Annotated in this window: 19 protein-coding genes and 2 pseudogenes; 15 read left to right on the plus strand and 6 right to left on the minus strand. The window is 67.7% G+C overall.

Features of this window, described 5'->3' with window-relative positions:
• Positions 1 to 295 precede the first annotated feature (295 nt).
• From ACRX5W_RS20560 to ACRX5W_RS20575, 4 genes are all read left to right on the plus strand, one after another.
• Positions 296 to 526 (plus strand): antitoxin, encoded by a 231-nt coding sequence (locus ACRX5W_RS20560; protein ID WP_436789691.1) that lies wholly within the window; start codon positions 296 to 298, stop codon positions 524 to 526.
• A 94-nt stretch (positions 527 to 620) separates the two neighbouring features.
• The gene (locus tag ACRX5W_RS20565) at positions 621 to 1,040 is read left to right on the plus strand and encodes a BlaI/MecI/CopY family transcriptional regulator (RefSeq protein ID WP_436789692.1); all 420 of its coding nucleotides are present in this window, start codon (positions 621 to 623) and stop codon (positions 1,038 to 1,040) included.
• A gap of 2 nt (positions 1,041 to 1,042) precedes the next feature.
• Positions 1,043 to 1,972 carry a M56 family metallopeptidase gene (locus tag ACRX5W_RS20570; protein WP_436789693.1) on the plus strand — a complete coding sequence of 310 codons (930 nt, stop codon included), beginning with the start codon at positions 1,043 to 1,045 and terminating at the stop codon, positions 1,970 to 1,972.
• A gap of 253 nt (positions 1,973 to 2,225) precedes the next feature.
• The gene (locus ACRX5W_RS20575; RefSeq protein ID WP_436789694.1) at positions 2,226 to 2,681 is read left to right on the plus strand and encodes a tellurite resistance TerB family protein; all 456 of its coding nucleotides are present in this window, start codon (positions 2,226 to 2,228) and stop codon (positions 2,679 to 2,681) included.
• Between the two features lie 147 nt (positions 2,682 to 2,828).
• Here ACRX5W_RS20575 and ACRX5W_RS20580 read toward each other — a convergent pair whose 3' ends face one another.
• The 3 genes from ACRX5W_RS20580 to ACRX5W_RS20590 all read right to left on the minus strand — a co-directional run bounded on the left by ACRX5W_RS20580 (position 2,829) and on the right by ACRX5W_RS20590 (position 4,889).
• Positions 2,829 to 3,368 (minus strand): hypothetical protein, encoded by a 540-nt coding sequence (locus ACRX5W_RS20580; RefSeq protein WP_436789695.1) that lies wholly within the window; start codon positions 3,366 to 3,368, stop codon positions 2,829 to 2,831.
• A complete protein-coding gene (locus ACRX5W_RS20585; protein ID WP_436789696.1) occupies positions 3,274 to 3,975 on the minus strand; it encodes a hypothetical protein in 702 nt (233 codons plus the stop codon). Before ACRX5W_RS20585 ends, ACRX5W_RS20580 begins: the two co-directional genes overlap by 95 nt.
• Before the next feature lie 170 nt (positions 3,976 to 4,145).
• Positions 4,146 to 4,889 (minus strand): AIM24 family protein, encoded by a 744-nt coding sequence (locus ACRX5W_RS20590; RefSeq protein WP_436789697.1) that lies wholly within the window; start codon positions 4,887 to 4,889, stop codon positions 4,146 to 4,148.
• A gap of 1,165 nt (positions 4,890 to 6,054) precedes the next feature.
• On the opposite strand from ACRX5W_RS20590, the gene ACRX5W_RS20595 reads away from it, so the two are divergent.
• Positions 6,055 to 6,789 (plus strand): CmcI family methyltransferase, encoded by a 735-nt coding sequence (locus ACRX5W_RS20595; protein WP_436789698.1) that lies wholly within the window; start codon positions 6,055 to 6,057, stop codon positions 6,787 to 6,789.
• Between the two features lie 134 nt (positions 6,790 to 6,923).
• On the opposite strand, the pseudogene ACRX5W_RS20600 reads toward ACRX5W_RS20595, so the two are convergent.
• Positions 6,924 to 7,135, minus strand: a pseudogene (locus ACRX5W_RS20600) (GlsB/YeaQ/YmgE family stress response membrane protein).
• A 311-nt stretch (positions 7,136 to 7,446) separates the two neighbouring features.
• Positions 7,447 to 7,698 (minus strand): annotated as a pseudogene (locus ACRX5W_RS20605) (MMPL family transporter); the annotation flags it as partial.
• Positions 7,699 to 7,710: 12 nt separating this feature from the next.
• On the opposite strand from ACRX5W_RS20605, the gene ACRX5W_RS20610 reads away from it, so the two are divergent.
• The gene (locus ACRX5W_RS20610) at positions 7,711 to 7,875 is read left to right on the plus strand and encodes a hypothetical protein (RefSeq protein ID WP_436789699.1); all 165 of its coding nucleotides are present in this window, start codon (positions 7,711 to 7,713) and stop codon (positions 7,873 to 7,875) included.
• Between the two features lie 45 nt (positions 7,876 to 7,920).
• Here ACRX5W_RS20610 and ACRX5W_RS20615 read toward each other — a convergent pair whose 3' ends face one another.
• On the minus strand, positions 7,921 to 8,592 hold the full coding sequence (locus ACRX5W_RS20615; protein ID WP_436789700.1) for an AAA family ATPase: 672 nt from the start codon (positions 8,590 to 8,592) through the stop codon (positions 7,921 to 7,923).
• A gap of 657 nt (positions 8,593 to 9,249) precedes the next feature.
• Here ACRX5W_RS20615 and ACRX5W_RS20620 point away from each other — a divergent pair.
• From ACRX5W_RS20620 to ACRX5W_RS20660, 9 genes are all read left to right on the plus strand, one after another.
• Positions 9,250 to 10,605 carry a hemolysin family protein gene (locus tag ACRX5W_RS20620; RefSeq protein ID WP_436789701.1) on the plus strand — a complete coding sequence of 452 codons (1,356 nt, stop codon included), beginning with the start codon at positions 9,250 to 9,252 and terminating at the stop codon, positions 10,603 to 10,605.
• A complete protein-coding gene (locus ACRX5W_RS20625; protein ID WP_436789702.1) occupies positions 10,602 to 11,624 on the plus strand; it encodes a hemolysin family protein in 1,023 nt (340 codons plus the stop codon). The genes ACRX5W_RS20620 and ACRX5W_RS20625 overlap by 4 nt, the downstream gene beginning before the upstream one ends.
• Positions 11,625 to 11,676: 52 nt before the next feature.
• Complete coding sequence (locus ACRX5W_RS20630; protein WP_436789703.1) at positions 11,677 to 12,777, plus strand: TIGR04222 domain-containing membrane protein; 1,101 nt, start codon at positions 11,677 to 11,679, stop codon at positions 12,775 to 12,777.
• 234 nt (positions 12,778 to 13,011) lie between these two features.
• Positions 13,012 to 13,587, plus strand: a complete 576-nt coding sequence (locus ACRX5W_RS20635) for a TerD family protein (RefSeq protein WP_436789704.1) — start codon at positions 13,012 to 13,014, stop codon at positions 13,585 to 13,587.
• A 440-nt stretch (positions 13,588 to 14,027) separates the two neighbouring features.
• Complete coding sequence (locus ACRX5W_RS20640) at positions 14,028 to 14,678, plus strand: ion transporter (protein WP_436789705.1); 651 nt, start codon at positions 14,028 to 14,030, stop codon at positions 14,676 to 14,678.
• Positions 14,679 to 14,918: 240 nt separating this feature from the next.
• Positions 14,919 to 15,494 carry a TerD family protein gene (locus tag ACRX5W_RS20645; RefSeq protein WP_436789706.1) on the plus strand — a complete coding sequence of 192 codons (576 nt, stop codon included), beginning with the start codon at positions 14,919 to 14,921 and terminating at the stop codon, positions 15,492 to 15,494.
• A 231-nt stretch (positions 15,495 to 15,725) separates the two neighbouring features.
• Positions 15,726 to 16,076 carry a hypothetical protein gene (locus ACRX5W_RS20650; protein ID WP_436789707.1) on the plus strand — a complete coding sequence of 117 codons (351 nt, stop codon included), beginning with the start codon at positions 15,726 to 15,728 and terminating at the stop codon, positions 16,074 to 16,076.
• 762 nt (positions 16,077 to 16,838) lie between these two features.
• A complete protein-coding gene (locus tag ACRX5W_RS20655) occupies positions 16,839 to 17,036 on the plus strand; it encodes a hypothetical protein (RefSeq protein WP_436789708.1) in 198 nt (65 codons plus the stop codon).
• A gap of 275 nt (positions 17,037 to 17,311) precedes the next feature.
• On the plus strand, positions 17,312 to 17,533 hold the full coding sequence (locus tag ACRX5W_RS20660; protein ID WP_436789709.1) for a hypothetical protein: 222 nt from the start codon (positions 17,312 to 17,314) through the stop codon (positions 17,531 to 17,533).
• Positions 17,534 to 17,558: the final 25 nt, after the last annotated feature.

The raw sequence follows: 17,558 nt of genomic DNA on the forward strand, positions 1-17,558 counted from the left end.
GGTCCCTCCGGGCCGGCCAACAACCCGGCGCAGCGACGACGGGCGTACTCCTGTCAACCGATCGCTCTCCTCCGCCAAAGGTTACGGGCCCACCAGCCTGCTTGCCGATCAGCCCTATGCCGTCAGCGCGGAACCAGGCCGGTACGTCGGCCGGGTCGCGCGCCTGTCTTCCCGGTGCGTATCAGGATGGGTTCCGTTTGATCCGGATCGGCTAGATTCGGTGGACCGGTGAACCGTGCTGCCACCACGGCACGGGTCGCCTTCGTACGCCCGAGCACCAGATGGGACCGATCTCATGGGCCTGTTCGACAGCATCAAGAACCTTGATCTCGGCGAGATCAAGGACAAGGCTGCCGATCTTGCCGCCAAGCACGATGACAAGATCGACCAAGGCATCGACAAAGCTGCGGACTTCATCGATGACCGCACCGGGCACAAACACGGTGACAAGGTGGACAGCGGCGCCGAGAAACTGAAGGACGCGGTCGACAAGCTCGGTGACCGGAGCGGTCACACGAGGAAGTAGTGTGCGTGCTTTGCGTTGTGGCAGGCCGTCGAGTCTTGCTCGTCACCGATACGCTCCAGCGCGGCGGCGGTTCTCGGCGGGTCAGGGAGGCAGTATGACGGAGCACCGGCGTCGGCAGGACGAACCTGCGGGCCAGACACGGCCGGTTCGCCGTGGTCCGGGGGAACTGGAAGGTGAGGTTCTGGCTCTCCTGTGGACATCGGGCGGCGCGAGAACGGCGACTTGGGTACAGGGGCGACTGGACGGCGGGCTGGCCTACAGCACCGTGGTCACGATCATGAGTCGGCTGTACGACAAGGGATTGCTGACCCGGACCCGTGACGGGCGCTCGTATGCGTACGAGCCGGTCTCGGACGAAGCCGGGATCGCGGCGCGACGGATGCGCCAGGTGCTTGATCAGGAGAACGACCGCGCCGCGGTGCTCGCGAGCTTTGTCTCGGACCTGTCCGACGAGGACGAGCGGACCTTGCGGGAACTCCTGCGCCGTCATTCTGCGGATGATCTCGGGGTCTGAGCGTGCGTCTGGCGATCTATCTGCCTTTGATCCTGCCATTGACGGCCTTGCCGGTCGCCCGGCTCGCCACGGATCACCTGCATCCGCGCGCCGCAACACGGCTGCTGACGAGTGCCGCTGTGGTTTTGGCCGCGTGCAGCACGTTGTGCCTCGCCCTGCTGATGATCGTGGGCACCGCCCAAGTCCCGGGCAATCCGTTGCCGGACGGTTGGTCGGATCCGGAGGTACGCGACGAGGTGCCGCACCTCCGGGTGTTCGGCACTGTGGCCATTCTTGCGCTGCTCGCGGTGCTCGTCGCCGGTGCTGTGGTGACATGCCGCGTGGTCAGCGTGCGCCGTAGGACGTGGAAAGTGGTCCGGGGGCTGCGGGCCGACGATGACGTCGCCGTGCTCCGCGACGACGAACCGTACGCCTTTGCGCTCCCGGGGGAACGCCCCCGCATCGTGGTGTCCACCGGGATGCTGGACTGCCTGAACGACAAGGAACGACGAGCGCTCATCGCCCACGAGCGGGCTCACTTGGACTGTCGCCACCACCGAGTCCTTTTCCTCGCTCGGTTGGCCGCCGCCAGTCAGCCGCTTCTCCGTCCACTGCACACGGCGATCAGTTACACCGTCGAGCGCTGGGCGGATGAAGAGGCGGCGAATGCGGTCGGCGACCGTCGGACCACCGCCCTCGCGGTTGGTAAGGCAGCCCTGGCCGCCAAGAAGTCCCGCGGGGAAGCGCTGCCGGCATTCGCTGCGACCGGACCGGTTCCCCGACGCGTGGCCGCTTTGCTGGAACCGACACCGAAGGCAACCTGGCCGCCCCCGCGCTCACGGACGGGACTGGCCGCGATCGTGGCGGCGGCTGGCACGACGGTATCCGTGGTCTCCGCGCTGAACGCGACGGTGGCCCTGGTTGTCATCCTGAAGGCGGCAACTCCCTTGTAGGACGCGCGGCAGGCGCATCCAAGCCGGCAAACCACGTCGCGGCGGCACGGGCACGCCCAAGGGGCGCGAAACGTTCAGGCTTCCGAAGCAGTGGACGGCGTGCGCCGGACGGCGACGATGTCACGACCGTTCTCCCCGGGAGCCGGGCGGAAGCCGTTTGGACACCGCCGGTTCATCTACGCTTGTGTAGATTGACCGTGCCGCGGCAGGACCGCCCGGAAACGGCAACGAAGCCACATGGGGAGACACCGACATGGCGCTCTGGGACAAGCTCAAGCAATCCGCGCAGAACATGCAAACGCAGCTCGTAGCGAAGAAGAACGATCTGAAAAGCGGTGCGTTCCGCGATGCGAGCATGGCGATGTGCGCGCTGGTCTCGGCGGCGGACGGCACGGTCGACCAGTCCGAGACGGCCAAGGTCACGCAACTCATCGCCGACAACGAGGTGCTGCAGAACTTCGACAAGGACGACCTCCAGCGCCGCTTCCACGCCTACGCCAACCAGCTCCAAGCCGACTTCCAACTCGGCAAGGTGCAGGTGATGCAGGACGTCGCCAAGGCCAAGAAGAAGCCGGACGAGGCCCGCGCGGTCATCCAGATCGGCATCGTCATCGGCGGCGCCGACGGCAATTTCGACCCGCAAGAGCGGGCGGTCGTACGTGAGGCGTGCTTCGCGCTGGACATCTCGCCGGCCGAGTTCGACCTCTGATCCGAAGGGTCAGTCGAGGTCCGTGCGGCTCGGAGCATGCCGCCGCGTCACCGAGACCGTGACGCTTTCGCCCATGCCCGCAGATTGGCTCTGTCTGCGTCGCAGTGATGTGGAAACAAGGCGAGCACGGCAACGGCTGTCCGCGTCTCACGCGCGTGCGCTCCCGCGCTTCAGACGATGGAAGCCCACGTCGGCGAACTCGCCGTCATGATCGACGAATCCCGCTACGTCTGCTCCCCACCGGCGAGTGTGAACTGCTGCCGCACAAGAGCGCCTTCGGTCGCCGTCCGCTACGTCGTCTGCTTCTTTGAATTCGTGGGGATACACGCATCGTTGTCGGCGGTGTTCAGCTTGAGGTCTTCGGACGGCGGCACTTGAACAGCGGGCGGTGAGGGTGTGCGGCGCCGGGCTGCGGTGCCGCACCGTCCGCTGCGGCACCGGCAATCTTCGCATCGGGCAACGTGAGGTTGGGGAAGCCGGAGCCGATGACGAGTTCGAATGAGCTTGTCCCCGAGGTGGTTTCCGCGCCCCCGGCGGCGCTGCCAGAGTGCTGTTGAACTGAACCTTCTGCGTGGATGCCGGGTGGACCTTCTCACCGTCGTCGTACTTGCAGGTCGGCCGTTCGACCATGTTGTCGCGCGGGATACTGACCATGGTGGCGTTGGAGCGGTCGGCGGACAGGTGCATCAGGATCGTGGTGTTCGCGAGGCCCGTGTGTCCCGGCTCGCCGCCGACCTGGTTGCCTTTGCCGATGCGTGTCCCAGCCGATCAGCAGGATGTTGAGCGGCGTGCGCCCGAACTCATTCGCCGCGGACGGCGGTATTTCGTTGGCGGCGCTGCGGTCGGTCTTCTTGATGCGGCTGTTGAGGTACAGGTAATAGCCGTACGCGCCCCCGACCACGACGACGAGCACCCCGGCCAGCGTGATTGCCGTCCGCTTGACGCGCTTTTTGGCCTTGTTCGGCGCTTTCGGGGCGCGGCGGTTGGTGCGCGGCGGACGCGGGCGGGCCGGTTCGGCCTCGGGGCTGGTGCGCGGCGGGGTGCTCGTGCGGTTGTGTGCGGCGGGGCGACGTTCGGTACGGGATCCCTCTCGCGCCGCAGGCAGGCGTTCCGCGCTGCCGCCGCCGGTGGCGGGTGAAGCAGCGGTCGGCTCACCGTCCACGCCTGGTATGCGCAGCCGGTAGCTGCCGGTAGTCGGATCCATCACCCACAGGTCGGCGACATCGGCGTCGTTCAGGGCATCCAGCCGGCCGTCGCCCGGCTCGCCGCCGTAGGGCACGTTGCCTGCGTCCATGACCCGCAACTTCTACCCGGCTGCCCCAGTGGTGCGACGCCTGCCATTTCCGGACACGTCATGGTCCCAGTCCTGTATGGGGCGTGTGTGTCTGCACACGTAGGGCTATTTGCGGCGCTTTGCGCAGCGTTCAGTGTCCGTGTGCCGGGTCGCCTGGGGTCGGTGTTTGGTCAGGGACCCCATTGGTTTCCCCGGTAGCCGCCCGACCCCATGCCGAGCGGTCCGCCGGTTGCCTGGAACTGGGCGGGGCCTGCGAGTTCGTGTGGTTGTACGACTATGAAGCCTTCGCCGAGGAAGCACATCGTCCAGCTTTCACCGGTCCCGCCGCGCCGGCGCCACACGCGGGAGCTGGTGGTTTGCGCCTCCATGCGCGTACTCAACCCGGCCGTCCACGCGATCACGGCATCCGCGTCCGCGAACGCCTCGTTCTGCGGTCCGACCTTCATCACCAGCGGCTTCCCGGACGTCATGAGCGCGACCCGGCCGTGCCCGCGAAACTCCAGGTTGTAGGCACCCACCGCGGCGATGCTCTCCTGGCTTTCAATGGCGACCACATTCCAGGAAAGCTGGGGATCGAAGGCGAGGATGTAGTCCCCGTCGACGACGAGCCCGTCCCGTTCGATGTCGAGGATGCACAGGTACTGCGCCTGATGCGCGAGATACACGGTGCCGGTTCCGTGGCAACGCATCAGGTTCAGCTGTTCACCCGTGTAGTGGTAAACCTGCCGTTCCTGCGGCGTCAGGTGATGGCCGTCGAATTCGATGCCGCCTTGGAAGGCCACCATGGCGCCCTTGCGCCCGAGTACTTCGTGCCCGGTCTCGCGGCTGAGGCGCACGGCGAGGATCTGCGGGTTCTGCAAGGTGAAGCGCTCCATGCCGCCACTGACCGAGTGCTGGAAGAGCGATCCCCGCATGGCCGAGCCTCCTGGTCGAACCGGGCCGTCGCCGAGCACGGCGAACACAGCGCACCCGTGACCGGCGCGGGCGCGACCGACAATCTACAACCTTGTCGAAGTTGAGGTGTGGGTGTGGGTGTCGCACGCAAACCGGATTTGCAGCGTCGGGACGACGAGGCCGGCGATGGCATCGCGCTCCGGTCCCGCGCAACATCCGCGGGTTCAAGAACAGGCGCACGGTCTGCCGCTTTGAGCGGCCGGGGAACCCTCGCATCCGCATGCGCATGCGCATGCGCATGCGGATAGGGCAGGTGCGAAGGCGATCGCTCGGAGGTTGCCTGCGGTCGTTCGGCTCAGAAGCGTCGCGGACCCCCAACCGGGAGGCGCGGCCAGGATCGAGAGTCTGCGGAGCATGCGCCGCGCGTTGGCCTGGTGTCGAGCGAATCTCGCCGGGGGCACGCACCGTCTCCGTGCCAACTGCGCCGCCCAGGCCGTTTGGGGGTCCACATCGACGACCAGCAGGTGCTTGTCGCCTCGGCGTCGGGCGTTCTACGGCGCGCAGCGCGGCCCGCAGGCGACGAAGGTGCGCGATGCAGACCATCGGACGGACGAACCGTACGGCAGCCGACCCGCGAACCTTTCCGGATAGTGCAGGCGGGTGTCGCGCCGGGTAACCCCGCGACGACCAGGACGTCCGCCAGCCCGTAGCAGTGCACCTCGGGTGCCGGGCCTGAACGAAGATCGTGCACACCGACGGGGCGCATCATCACGGCGCGCTGGTCTGCGGCGTCCGGCAGTCTGACTCCCTCGGATCGCCATCGAGTGTGCCGTGCAGGGCTGGAGGCATACCACTCGTGCAGCGTCGGCTCATCCACGGAAGTTGACCGCGTGCGCGACGACACCGACGGATACTCTACAGGCTTGTAGTAGATTCGGTTCGGCGGAAAGGTCCGTTTGTCCAACCGGGAGCTTCTGCTGGTGTGGCGGCAAATCCTATGAGGCGTACGCGAGTTGGATCGCGTGCACGGTGATCGGGATACCCGGCTTCACTGCAGGAGTGACTGCCATCGATCGTGCGCCGTCAAGCGCCGCCGCGTCGCCGGCGGAGGTCACAGACCAAGCGGTCATGGACCCGGCTGAGTTTCGGGCCCGCCTTCCGGTTCTCTCCAGGTCAGGACGGAATGTGAGCGCCGAAGAACAAGTTGAGTTCAGCCAGTTGCCTCCGAAGGTTGCCGTCGATCGGGCGGCGTCGGTGCTCGATTACTGGCGGGCACGAGAGCGGCAGCATGTCCGGGACTGGTACGCCGGGCTCCGGATCAAGAAGTTCCCGGAGGACTTGCGCGTGTACGAGCACGTGCTGTGGCTGTCTCGCGCGCAGGTTGTCGTCGAACTGGGAACGCACCTGGGCGGCGCCGCCCTCTGGTTCCGTGACCGGCTGCGGACGCAGGCCACGTACGGTCGCGTTCCGGACGCGGTTCGCGTGATTTCCGTCGACCTCGAACAGGACCGCGCAGCCGACCTACTCGCCGGCGTGGACCCGGACTTCTCGCGTGACATCGCCCTGATCGCGGGCGACGTCAAGGACCCCGTCGTCGCCGACCGTGTAGCCGAACACATCCCGGCGGGGGCCCGCTGCCTCGTTGTGGAGGACACCCTGCACCAATACGACACAACCATCGCTGCTCTGCACAACTTCGCGCGGTTCGTCCCCGACGGCGGCTTCTTCGTCGTGGAGGACGGCATCGTCGACGATCCGCATCTGCGCCCGCCCGGCATGCAGGGCGGCGTGCTTCCCGCGGTGGCTGACTGGCTCACCACCGCAGAGGGCCGGGCTTTCCGAACTCGTCGTGATCTGGAGCTGTACGGCATCACCAACCACCCCCACGGTTGGCTCCAGCGTGCCGAATCCCCCGACTGAACCGCTATCCACGGCCGCGCCAACGGCCTCGCTGCGGAAGCGGTCATTGCCCCTGCCCTTCAGGCTGCGATCAGTAGAACCGCGATCGTCGAGTCAGCAGTCGCCGCCGGCCCGCGCTTGCCGCACGTCAGGGATCAGCGGCGGCACTTGCCCCGGTCCAAAGCAGCCACGCCCACAGCCGCCAGCCCGACCTGCAAGGCCACAGTTCGACCCAGTCGACGCCCTCGGTCTCGGCGACATCCAAGCCTTCGGCGATGACGGTCCCGATCCACGCCGCGGCGATCCCGACCAGGATCGTCCACGGAACGCCGATGCGCTGCCGACCGGGGACCACCAGCCGTCCCAAAACCTGTACGGCTTCGCGCGTGGGCCTGCCGGACGCGTCGTCCCCGGGCGCGGCTCCGGCATGTGGGGGACTGCGGACGCGGCGTGTTGCGTGGCCCGCAGCGTGGATTCGTCCACACCTCGGGCAGCACGATCCGCAGCGGCTCGGCAATTCCTTTCTCGAAGTGCGCGGCCGGCACCCTGGTGACCCGCGACCGACTCTGCCGGCGGCGGCACTTTGTCCAAGGGATCGGAGCTGCCCCTGAGGCTGCTCAGGCCGAGCGCGGCGACGCCGAGGTCCACGGTCACCCCGAGGGCGAACGCGACGGGACGACGGGTGATGTGGCGTGCCACGGCCGCCCATCCGCGTGCGTTGCCGGTCCGATGTAGTGCGTTGGGTGGGGGTGCGCGCCACAGCGCCCGGCGGTCAGCGCGCAGCAGAAGTGCGGGAGACAGTGTGAGCATCGCCGACGCGGCGATTGCGACACCGACGGCGGCCACCGGGCCGAGACCGCGCAGTCCGGCGAAGTCCGCCGCGAGTACGCCTATTCCGGCCCGGCCGCGCTTCCGTTCTATGTGCTCCACCGACCCGTTCTGGTGGCTGTCGTCTACGGCGGCGTCGGATGGGAGTTGGCCGCGGGGCTGAAGTACTTGGTGATCGTGGTGGCTTCTCCGGCCCTGACGCTGCTGATATGCGACCTGTTCGTGCGTCGTACCCGGATCACGCGGCTGTTGTTCGGCATCAGGGATGCCAGAACGTGAAGCGCCCAGGTCGCCATTCCGACCCGACCTCCTCAAGTGCCGTCGTCATGCGCTGTTTTCGAAAGTGATGGAGTGGAGACGGTCAGCCGCAGGACGGTTCAGCAACACTGCGGACTGCCACCCTCGCGGTGGAACTCCCGTTGCCAGCAGGCAATCGAGACTGTGCCCGGAGGCCGACCGGTGGCGGGCGAACTGTGCGGGTGAGACGCGGCGACCGCGAGCCTTTTGCCCGCCCCATGCGACGGACGGGTCCACATCGAGGAACAGCAGGTGCACGTCGCGGCCTTGGCGTTTCGCTGTTCGTGCGATCCACCGTCGTACGAGGGGGACCGTTCCGCAGTCATGGATCACCACCGCTCCGCCGCTCCGCAACGCGACACCGAGTCGCCGGTAGTGGGTTGCCCGCACCAGAGGGCGGTAGACCGAGTAGGGAACGCTGCGGGGAAGCCGCGTGCGGTACCAGTCGCGGACGTGTTGCGAGTCGATGAGCGGTGCCACGGCACACCGGGACATGAGTGTGCTCTTGCCAGCTCCCGGCAGTCCGGAGACGACCAGGATGTCACGCGGGCCGTAGCGCAGGGCCGTCGGGATGTGCGCCGATCGGAAGTCAAGCAGGCCCTCGGGACGTAACGCGCTTTCCTTCCCTGCTGCGGTTTCGTCGGTACGGGCGGACGGAATCGGGTATCCGCGGCATGAGCTGCTCGTGCCCTCGATCACGGTGCTCTCCAACGAAACGGCGCGGCGAGCACACCGGTTCCCTCGACGTGCGCGGGCGACTTGTCAGTCGTTGACGGACTCTTGTCGAGCAGGCCCAAGGGGAACGTTTCCTTTCGGGACCCGTGCGGGGTATGTACCCAGGGAAGTCGGTCGTGGTGTTGACGAGGTGAAGCCGAGAGCATCCGGATCGACGGAGGATGAGTGTGGGCAACGCCTGGCCCAGGTCCATCTACAGAAGCGTAGATGGGACCTCATGTCTGGATCCTGCCAGGGCGAGAGGTCGTTTGAGCCTTGCCGTGCTTGTTTTCGGCTTGCCACCAAGTCGCGTGCGCTCACGCGCGCTCGGCAACGCAGACCGAGACCGCGCGCGGATCGCACGGGTGTGCGCGAGGCGTGCTTGTACGTCGCACCGCCCCCTGCGGAGTCCGACCCCTGAGCCGGGGCCGCGAGCAGGTGTGACGTTTCCGTCCCTCCCGGAGCTTTGCCGTCCTTTTACAATGATGTAGAAACAACCAAAGGGCCAAGGGTCGTCTTGTAAACGGCCCTGTGACGTGCGACTCCCGCTTGCCGGGACAGAAGGAAGCAAGAGGTGTCCGGCTCCATGGACGAACCTGCGAGTAGTCATAGACCGCCGCTCCCACGTGAGGCGGTGGACCTATGACGGAAGTGTTGCTGCTCGCCATCGCGGTTCTCCTGATCGCGGCCTGCGCGGTCTTCGTGGCCGCCGAGTTCTCCCTGACCACCGTGGACCGCGGCTCGCTCGAAGAGTCGGCGGCATCCGGTGAACGCGGCGCGGCCGGTGCGCTGCGGGCCGCACAGCGGCTTACGGTCCAGCTTTCCGGCGCGCAGCTCGGCATCACCGTGACCTCACTGGTCATCGGCATGCTCGCGCAGCCTTCCCTGGCGGTACTGCTGGCCGGCCCTTTGGAGGCGACGGGTGTCCCCGATGGCACGGTGGACTCCGTCGCCTTGGTCCTGGGGATCGCTCTGTCGACACTCGCGCTCATGGTCTTCGGTGAACTGGTGCCGAAGAACTGGGCGATCTCGCACCCCCTGGGCGTCGCCCGGGTGGTCGCCGGGCCGCAGCGGGCGTTCACGGCGGTGTTCTCACCGCTCATCAACCACCTCAACAGCACCGCGAACCGCGTCGTACGCCGCTTCGGTCTGGAACCGGTCGAAGAACTCGCGTCCGCGCGCAGCCCGCAAGAACTGGTCGCGCTCGCCCGCCACTCCGTCCGGGCGGGCACGCTGGAGCCGGACACCGCCGACCTGTTCGTCCGCGCGGTCAGCCTGGGCGACCTTACCGCCGACCAGATCATGACGCCGCGTGTACGCGTCTACGGCGTCCAATTCGACGCGCCCGTGGGCGGTGTGATCGCCATAGCGCGGGCGACCGGCCACTCGCGTTTCCCGGTCTACCGCGACAGCCTCGACGAAGTCAGCGGCTTCGTCGACCTCAAGGCGGCGCTCGCGGTCCCCGAAGGCGAGCGGGAGCACCGCACCGTCGCGGAGATCGCCGTCGACCCGGTGCTGGTACCCGAGACGCTGCCGGTGGACGACCTGCTCGACCGGCTCCGCGGCGAGCAGACGATGGCTGTGGTGATCGACGAGTACGGCGGCACCGCCGGCGTGGTCACTCTGGAGGACATCGTCGAAGAGGTCGTCGGCGAAGTCCGCGACGAGCACGATCCCATGGAGGTTCCCGAAGTCGTCGAGACGGAACCGGACGCCGGCGGTCACCCCACCTGGGACATCGACGGCGGCTACCGCGTCGATCAGCTCGAAGACCTCGGCCCCCGGGTACCCGAGGGTCCGTACGAGACCGTCGCGGGCCTGGTCGCCGATCGCCTCTCGCGCATCCCCGGCGTCGGCGACACCGTCGAACTCGGCGACTGGACGCTCACGGTGACCGCCGTCGTCCAGCACCGGGCCGCCCGCCTCACCCTGACCGGGCCGCTGCCCGCGTCGGCGGACGACGAGGCGAACCGCGACGACCCGGGCGGTGACCGATGACCGTCCTGCAACTCCTCATCGGTGCGCTCACGCTCGTCACCAACGCCTTCTTCGTCGGCGCCGAGTTCGCCCTGATCTCGGTGCGCCGCAGCCAGATCGAGCCCAAGGCCGCGGCCGGCGACCGCCGTGCGCGGCGCGTCATCTGGGGTCTCGAACACGTTTCGGCAGTGCTGGCGACAGCGCAACTCGGCATCACCGTCTCGTCCCTGGTGCTGGGTGTGGTCGCGGAGCCGGCGATCGCGCACCTCATGGAACCTGTGTTCGAGGCTGCCCATCTGCCGCACGGGGCGGTGCACCCGGTGTCCTTCGCCCTGGCCCTCACGCTCGCCACGTACCTCCACATGCTGATCGGCGAGATGATCCCGAAGAACATCGCCCTGGCCGCACCCGCGCGAACGGCAATGCTGTTGGGGCCGGGGCTGGTTGCGACGACCCGTGCGCTGCGTCCGGCGATCTTCGGGATCAACAAACTGGCCAACGGCATTCTGCGGCTGCTGCGGGTCGAACCCAAGGACGAGGTGAACGCGGCCTTCACCGGCGACGAACTGGCGCGCATGGTCAGCGAGTCGCACGACACCGGCCTCCTCGACAAGGACGAGAGCGAACTGCTGCGCGACGCTCTCGCGCTCGGCGAACGCCCGGTCGCCGATGTCGTCCTCCCGCTGCACGAAGTGGTGCAAGCCCCGGACGACACGACCCCGCGTCTGCTCGAACAACTCGCGGTACGCAGCGGCTACTCACGCTTCCCGGTCGTCGCCGAGAACGGCTCGGTCCTGGGCTACCTGCACGTCAAGGACGCGCTCGACGCCGAGGACCGGGATGCGCCTTTCCCGCGCAAAGCACTGCGCTCGGTCACCACCGTCATCGCGGACACACGACTCGACGATGTCCTGACCGCCATGCGGCACACCGCCGCGCATCTCGCGGCGGTCACCAACGGCGAGGGCAAGCTTCTCGGAGTGGTGACCATGGCCGACGTCCTGAGGGAACTGGTCGGCCGGCAACACCGTGTCACGTGACGTGAGGCGACCGCCTCATCAGTCGGTTCGCGAGCCATAGGGGGTCGTTGCGGTGATCGGGTTCATCATCAGCGCTCTGTTGTTCGTCGCCGTGTGCGCGTACGCGGTCAACGTCCACAAGCAAGGCAAGGCGAGGAGAGCCCCGGCACCGCCTCCGGGCACCCTCGGCCTCTACGAGCTGGCGTATCTGGCCGGCGGGCCGGCCCGGACCGCGGACGTGGCGCTCCTCGCCGCGCAGGCCCGAGGAACGTTGAGTATCGCGGGGAACGGCCATGTGGCCGTCCAACGGCAGGACAACGCGGACGCGCTCGCGACCGACGTCCTCGGAGCGGTGCAGGCGAGTGGTGCCGGGGCGGACCTGGCATCGGCCCGGGCCACTCTCGCCGACCGTCCGTCCGTACGGACCGCGCGCGACCGTCTCTTCGAACTCGGATTCCTCAATCCCTCCGCACGCAACCCGCAACTGCGCCCCGCGCGCGTCGGGCTGGGCGTGGTACCGGTCATCGCGATCGCCGGCCTGTTCCTGGAGCCGTACGCCGGATCGCCGAGCGACGACACGGCGATCTGGGTGACCAACTTGGTTCTGGTGCTGTTCGGGACCGCCGCATGTGCCGGGGCCGCCATGCTGCTTTTCAGCCGCTACACCAACCTGCGTGGCCCGCTGACCGACAGCGCGATCCACTACCTGTGGTCGCAGGTGCGCGACGAGCAGGGGCTCACCGCTCTTGCGGCGATGCCCGGTGGAGCGGGGCTGGGCAAGGTAGCCCTCGCCGGTCCCGCGGTCGTCACCGATCCCGCCGTCAGCGGTGCATTCGGCCAAGCCGCCCAGGCCACTTCCGGCCGCATCGTCAGCGACGGGTGGACCGAGTCCCAGTGGGCCAACAACGCGAACGTGCAAGGCCCGCTTGTCGGCCCGTCATATTTTGACCTGCACCGGCAGGCGTCGACCCCGCTCCAGGGCAACCAGCCGCAGCCCCCGCACGTGCCGGGACCGAACCTCGGTTTCCAGGTGCCGCCGGGGGTGCCACCGCACGGCGGACACAGCGCACCGCAGTACAACGCGTACACCGACGGGCCGCCGGTGTGGGAGAACACGCCGGGTGTGTCCGGAGATGCGCCCGGGGGGCACGACGGAGGCGGCGAACCGACCTGATCCCGGCGTGCGCCGAGACCGTCGCCCGCACAGAACCGACACTCCACTTGGCGGCCAACACGCCGTAACCCTCCGCGAGTTCGATGAGCAGGTGAGTCGAGCACAAGTATCTACAGTCCTGTAGATTCTTTGGTGCTCGGACACCTGCTCGTATGGGTCGGTGCTCAGTTGCGCTCGGCGGAGCCGTGTCCGGGCGCGACCGACGCACAACATCGATCTCAGGGGGTACGCGGGATGGCCGTGAACCTGTCCAAGGGTGGAAACGTTTCGCTCACGCGCGAGGACCCGGGCCTGGCAAGCGTCATCGTCGGGCTCGGCTGGAAAGTCGGCAGCGGCCCCGGTGACCTGGACCTGGACGCCAGCGCGCTCGTGCTCGGCGGTGACGGCCGGGTGCTCTCCGACGCGCACTTTGTCTTCTTCAACAACCGTGCCACGCCGGAGAATTCGGTACGGCACACCGGCGACAACAAGACCGGCCAGGGAGAGGGAGACGACGAGCAGATCGCCGTCGACTTCACCCTGCTGCCCGCCTCGGCGGAGTCGGTCGTGTTCCTGGTGTCCATCCACCAGGAGGACGGCGCCGCGCCGAAGACGTTCGGCCGCGTGCGCGACGCGTACGTCCGCGTCGTCCACCAGGCCACCGGCATGGAGATGTGCCGCTACGAACTGACCGAGGACGCCTACGACGAAACCGCGGTCGTGTTCGGGCAGCTCTACCGCCGCGACGGCGAATGGAAGTTCCGCGCGATCGGCCAGGGGTACTCGTCGGGTCTCTCGGGGATCGCCCAGGACTACGGCGTCAACGTCTGACCCTGTTCCGTCCGCTGCCCGGAGGCCCGCAGGGCTTCCGGGCAGCGCCGTGTACGGCCGCCGGAACCACGGCCGACCGCTCAGCCGCCCGCTTCCCTTGAGGTACGCATGCCCGCCGCCGACCCCCCACCCGCCACCGAATCCTCCACACAGGCGGTCGTCGAAGCCTCGTTACCCGGTGAACCGCGCGCCTCGACGGCAGTCAGCGGCTGGTGCGCACGGGTCAGCGACTCGACCGGCTTCGCCGTGGCGGCGTTCGTGCTCATCGTGGCCAACGCCGCGGTCCTGGGCGTCGAGGCCTACCCGGGGACCGCGCGTGACTGGCACGACGAACTCCGCATCGCGGAGACGTTCTTCCTTGTCGCCTTCACCACCGAACTGATCATCCGCATAGCCGCGTTCGGCCGACGCCCAAAGCGTTCTTCCGCGACGGCTGGAACGTGTTCGACTTCATCGTGGTGGCCGCCGCCTTCGTCCCTGTCGTCCGTGAGAACGCAACCATCCTGCGGCTGCTGCGACTTGCCCGCGTGCTGCGCGCCGTCCGCATGTTTCCGCAGGTTCGCGTCATCCTTCACGCCGCATGGAAGAGCCTGCCGGGCGCGCTCAGTTTCCTTGTCGTCGGCGCGCTCGTGCTGTACATCTACGCGATGCTCGGCTGGATCCTCTTCGCCGACGCACTGCCCGAGCACTACGGCTCGCTCGGCCGCGCCTGCCTCACCCTGTTCTTCCTCATGGCGCTGGACGGGCTGGGCGACATGGTCCGAGAAGGGCTCGAAGTCTCACGCTGGACCGCTCTCTACTTCGGGTCGTACGTCCTCGTCAGCTCGTTCCTCCTGGTCAACCTGCTGATCGGCGTCGTGATCACCTCGCTCGAAGACGCCCGCGCATCGGAGCGACCGCAGCCCACCGCGCAGACCCCGGAACCATCCGAACCATCCGAACCAGACGAGATCCGGCAACGGATCGCGGAACTGCGCAGGGCCCTCGAAGCGCTGGAAGCAGCCGTGGAGAGCCGCGGGCCGGATTCCGGACGGTCTGAGCCTCGAACGGATCATGCCGATGCGATCGAAGCACGGAGCGGTCCTGCATAGGAACGGCAGTGGTCGAGCCGACGGGCCCGGGCACGGCGGTTCCGTGTGCTGCCTCCGCAGTTGGCTCGATGACGTATTCGGGAGCAGAGCCGTGGCCGTCGCCTTGAGCAATGTCTCGGCCAAATCACCGAGCGGCCCGCACCTCAGCATCTACAAGCCGGTAGATTCCTGGGGCGACGCGGGCGACGGTTCTCCCGGCATGCGCCCGACGCTTCGACGATCCCGAAAGGAACGCACGCTGTGGGAGTCACCCTCGCCAAGGGCGGCAATGTCTCTTTGTCGAAGGCCGCGCCCGGACTGTCGTCTGTGGCGGTGGGACTGGGTTGGGACGTACGCGCGACCTCAGGCGCGGACTTCGACCTGGACGCGAGCGCGCTGCTGCTCGGCGACAACGGCCGAGTCCTCTCGGATGCGCACTTCGTCTTCTACAACAACCTGACCAGCCCGGACGGTTCGGTCCAGCACACCGGCGACAACCTCACCGGGGAAGGGGAAGGGGACGACGAGGTCGTCAACGTCGAACTAAGCACTGTGCCCGCCGATGTCTCCCGGATCGTCTTCCCCGTCTCGATCCACGACGCCGACGTCCGAGGCCAGTCCTTCGGCCAGGTGCGCAATGCCTACATCCGCGTCGTGAACCGCTTCGACAGCGCCGAATTGGCGCGGTACGACCTGTCCGAGGACGCGTCCACCGAGACCGCCATGGTGTTCGGCGAGTTGTACCGGCACGGCGGCGAATGGAAGTTCCGGGCAGTGGGCCAGGGCTACGCCTCCGGGCTCGCGGGCATCGCACGCGACTTCGGCGTGAACGTCTGATTCACAGCGGCGCGGGCGTGAGTCTCCGGGGGGAGACGCTCGCGCCGCCATGCAGGGCCCAAACGGCGCGGGACATGCGCCAAGTCGCTTGTTTCCCACCGGATTTGTCTCAATGCAAGGCCCCAGGCTCGGGGAAACGACAGTCGGCATCCCGTCACGAGCCCTGTGCTTCTACGGGCCTGTCAATGTTCAGCCATCCGGGCATTTCTGACCTGAGGAGTAACCGCCGCCATGAACGCTGACATAACGAACCGTTCCCGTCGGGCATCTCGGACGATCGTGCTTCTTGCCTGCGCCGCCGTTGGGTTCGCCCTGGTCGGCTGCGGCAGCAGCAAGAAGGAGACCGACTTCGACAAGTTCGTGACGCGTCACCTGTGCGAGAAGCTGGTACGCGGCGCCGACGGTGACATCGACATGTCGTGCGTCGACCCGGGCACCGGCAAGCGCGTCGACATCGAGTTCGAGGCCAACGACCGGCCCGGCCAGTACTTCACCGACACCCCCTTCAACGGAACCGTCCACGTGTTTTCTCCGAAGGAGGTCCGCGACTCCAAGATCTACTCGAAGATCAAGAAGTCCTGACGCAGTCAGGCCGTCGAGAGCCGCGTTGGACTGGACCGGCGCATCCTGCGGCGTATCCAGTCCACCCCGGAACTGGGATAGGCCGGCCGGGTCCGGCAGCCGTTGCCGTCCCTGGCCGGCTCGCCCGACGGAAGACCGGATCAGGTCGTATCGCGAGCGAATCGTCGAGATCCGGAGGCCGTGGCCGCGCGGCGTCGGGCATAGCCGATGATGCACCCACCATGGTGATGACGGACGGGAGCAGAGGCCGCGTGCGCCGGGGTGGTGGTCGCGTCGCTCTCGGCCGGGCTGCGGTGTTTGCGGCCTTGAGCACCGTCCTTGGCGTGACTGCCCACCACCTGGCCTCGGAGGCGATGCCCGGTCGTCCATCATTACGAGGTGCCCGGTGGCGCCCACACGGCCCCGAGCGGGAATGGCGCGTGGCATGCGGCGTATGGCGGAGACGCGCTGTCCGTGACCGCGGCCCATATGGGGCTGTTCTCGTTATCGCCTGGTGCCTGCACCGGTCCGAAGTGACCTGGGGTGCGGCTCTGGACGGCGCGCGTGTGTCCGGTCGGCTTGGACGGTTGGTGCGCGCCTGCGTCCTGGGCATCGTTGCCGGTGACCTCCGTGTGATCCCCACCTTGCGGCGCCTCCCGCTGCCGCAGCCGAGGGCGCATGCGCCACCACGGGACGGGGAACGGCTCACGGAAACGGTGGTACGGCGGGGTCCCCCTACGGCGGAGCGCCGTCTCGCTGCTTGAGGAGGGCTCGCACTTCGGCGTGCCCTCATACGACCTGAACCCGTGGGAGCCGCTGATGCTCCAGTTGCCCAGCCCGACGACGATCCGCCCCAGTGCACTCGCCATCACCGTGGCCGCGCTGGTGATGGTCTCCGCTGGGCGGTGGAGCGTGTTGCGCACTCTCGGGGGCTGCGCCGTGCTCGGCCTTCTCACCGCTGCACCCAACATGCTCGCGTGAACCGCCGGCCGGGACCTACACTTCCCGGCGACCGCCTGAACTCCGGCTGCCGCGTGGCATGTCAGTCGTCCGCATCGTCTGCATCGTCCGTGTCGTCTCGGTCGGTTCGGATCGCTCGCGCCCGACCGCAGGCACCCCGGCCGTGGCTCGAATCCGCTGGGTGAGTGCTCTTCAGCCGATATCGAGGGATCGGGAACACACACTGTGCCCTTGCCAGTTGATCGTTCGCCTGCCCCCGGCTCGGGTGGTCGGCGCCACTAGCGAGTGGAGGAACCATGGCTGCTTCGATCGACCTCGGCAAGGTGCTCGACAAGGCGTGGGAGGACAAGAGCCTTCCGGAGATCCTGGCCGCACCCGTGTCCGCCTTGGACGGGGTGTCCAAGCGCGACGGGGAACTGCTGGAGGAGGCCTTCGGCATCAAGACCATCGCCGACCTCGCCGCGAACAAGCCGTTCCGCTACGCCGCAGCTCTGGCGGCGCTGGACACCTCTGTGTGAGGAACGAGCGTTTCGGGGGGGGGGG

This window comes from Yinghuangia sp. YIM S10712 (genome assembly GCF_051388935.1).
Taxonomy (GTDB): domain Bacteria; phylum Actinomycetota; class Actinomycetes; order Streptomycetales; family Streptomycetaceae; genus Yinghuangia.

What these genes read in the sequence shown, in the direction of transcription:
- ACRX5W_RS20560 (WP_436789691.1), top strand. Translation starts at nt 296, where the DNA reads ATGGGCCTGTTCGACAGCATCAAGAACCTTGATCTCGGCGAGATCAAG.
- ACRX5W_RS20565 (WP_436789692.1), top strand. Translation starts at nt 621, where the DNA reads ATGACGGAGCACCGGCGTCGGCAGGACGAACCTGCGGGCCAGACACGG.
- ACRX5W_RS20575 (WP_436789694.1), top strand. Translation starts at nt 2,226, where the DNA reads ATGGCGCTCTGGGACAAGCTCAAGCAATCCGCGCAGAACATGCAAACG.
- ACRX5W_RS20580 (WP_436789695.1), bottom strand. Translation starts at nt 3,368, where the DNA reads ATGCACCTGTCCGCCGACCGCTCCAACGCCACCATGGTCAGTATCCCG.
- ACRX5W_RS20585 (WP_436789696.1), bottom strand. Translation starts at nt 3,975, where the DNA reads ATGGACGCAGGCAACGTGCCCTACGGCGGCGAGCCGGGCGACGGCCGG.
- ACRX5W_RS20590 (WP_436789697.1), bottom strand. Translation starts at nt 4,889, where the DNA reads ATGCGGGGATCGCTCTTCCAGCACTCGGTCAGTGGCGGCATGGAGCGC.
- ACRX5W_RS20620 (WP_436789701.1), top strand. Translation starts at nt 9,250, where the DNA reads ATGACGGAAGTGTTGCTGCTCGCCATCGCGGTTCTCCTGATCGCGGCC.
- ACRX5W_RS20625 (WP_436789702.1), top strand. Translation starts at nt 10,602, where the DNA reads ATGACCGTCCTGCAACTCCTCATCGGTGCGCTCACGCTCGTCACCAAC.
- ACRX5W_RS20635 (WP_436789704.1), top strand. Translation starts at nt 13,012, where the DNA reads ATGGCCGTGAACCTGTCCAAGGGTGGAAACGTTTCGCTCACGCGCGAG.
- ACRX5W_RS20650 (WP_436789707.1), top strand. Translation starts at nt 15,726, where the DNA reads ATGAACGCTGACATAACGAACCGTTCCCGTCGGGCATCTCGGACGATC.
- ACRX5W_RS20660 (WP_436789709.1), top strand. Translation starts at nt 17,312, where the DNA reads ATGGCTGCTTCGATCGACCTCGGCAAGGTGCTCGACAAGGCGTGGGAG.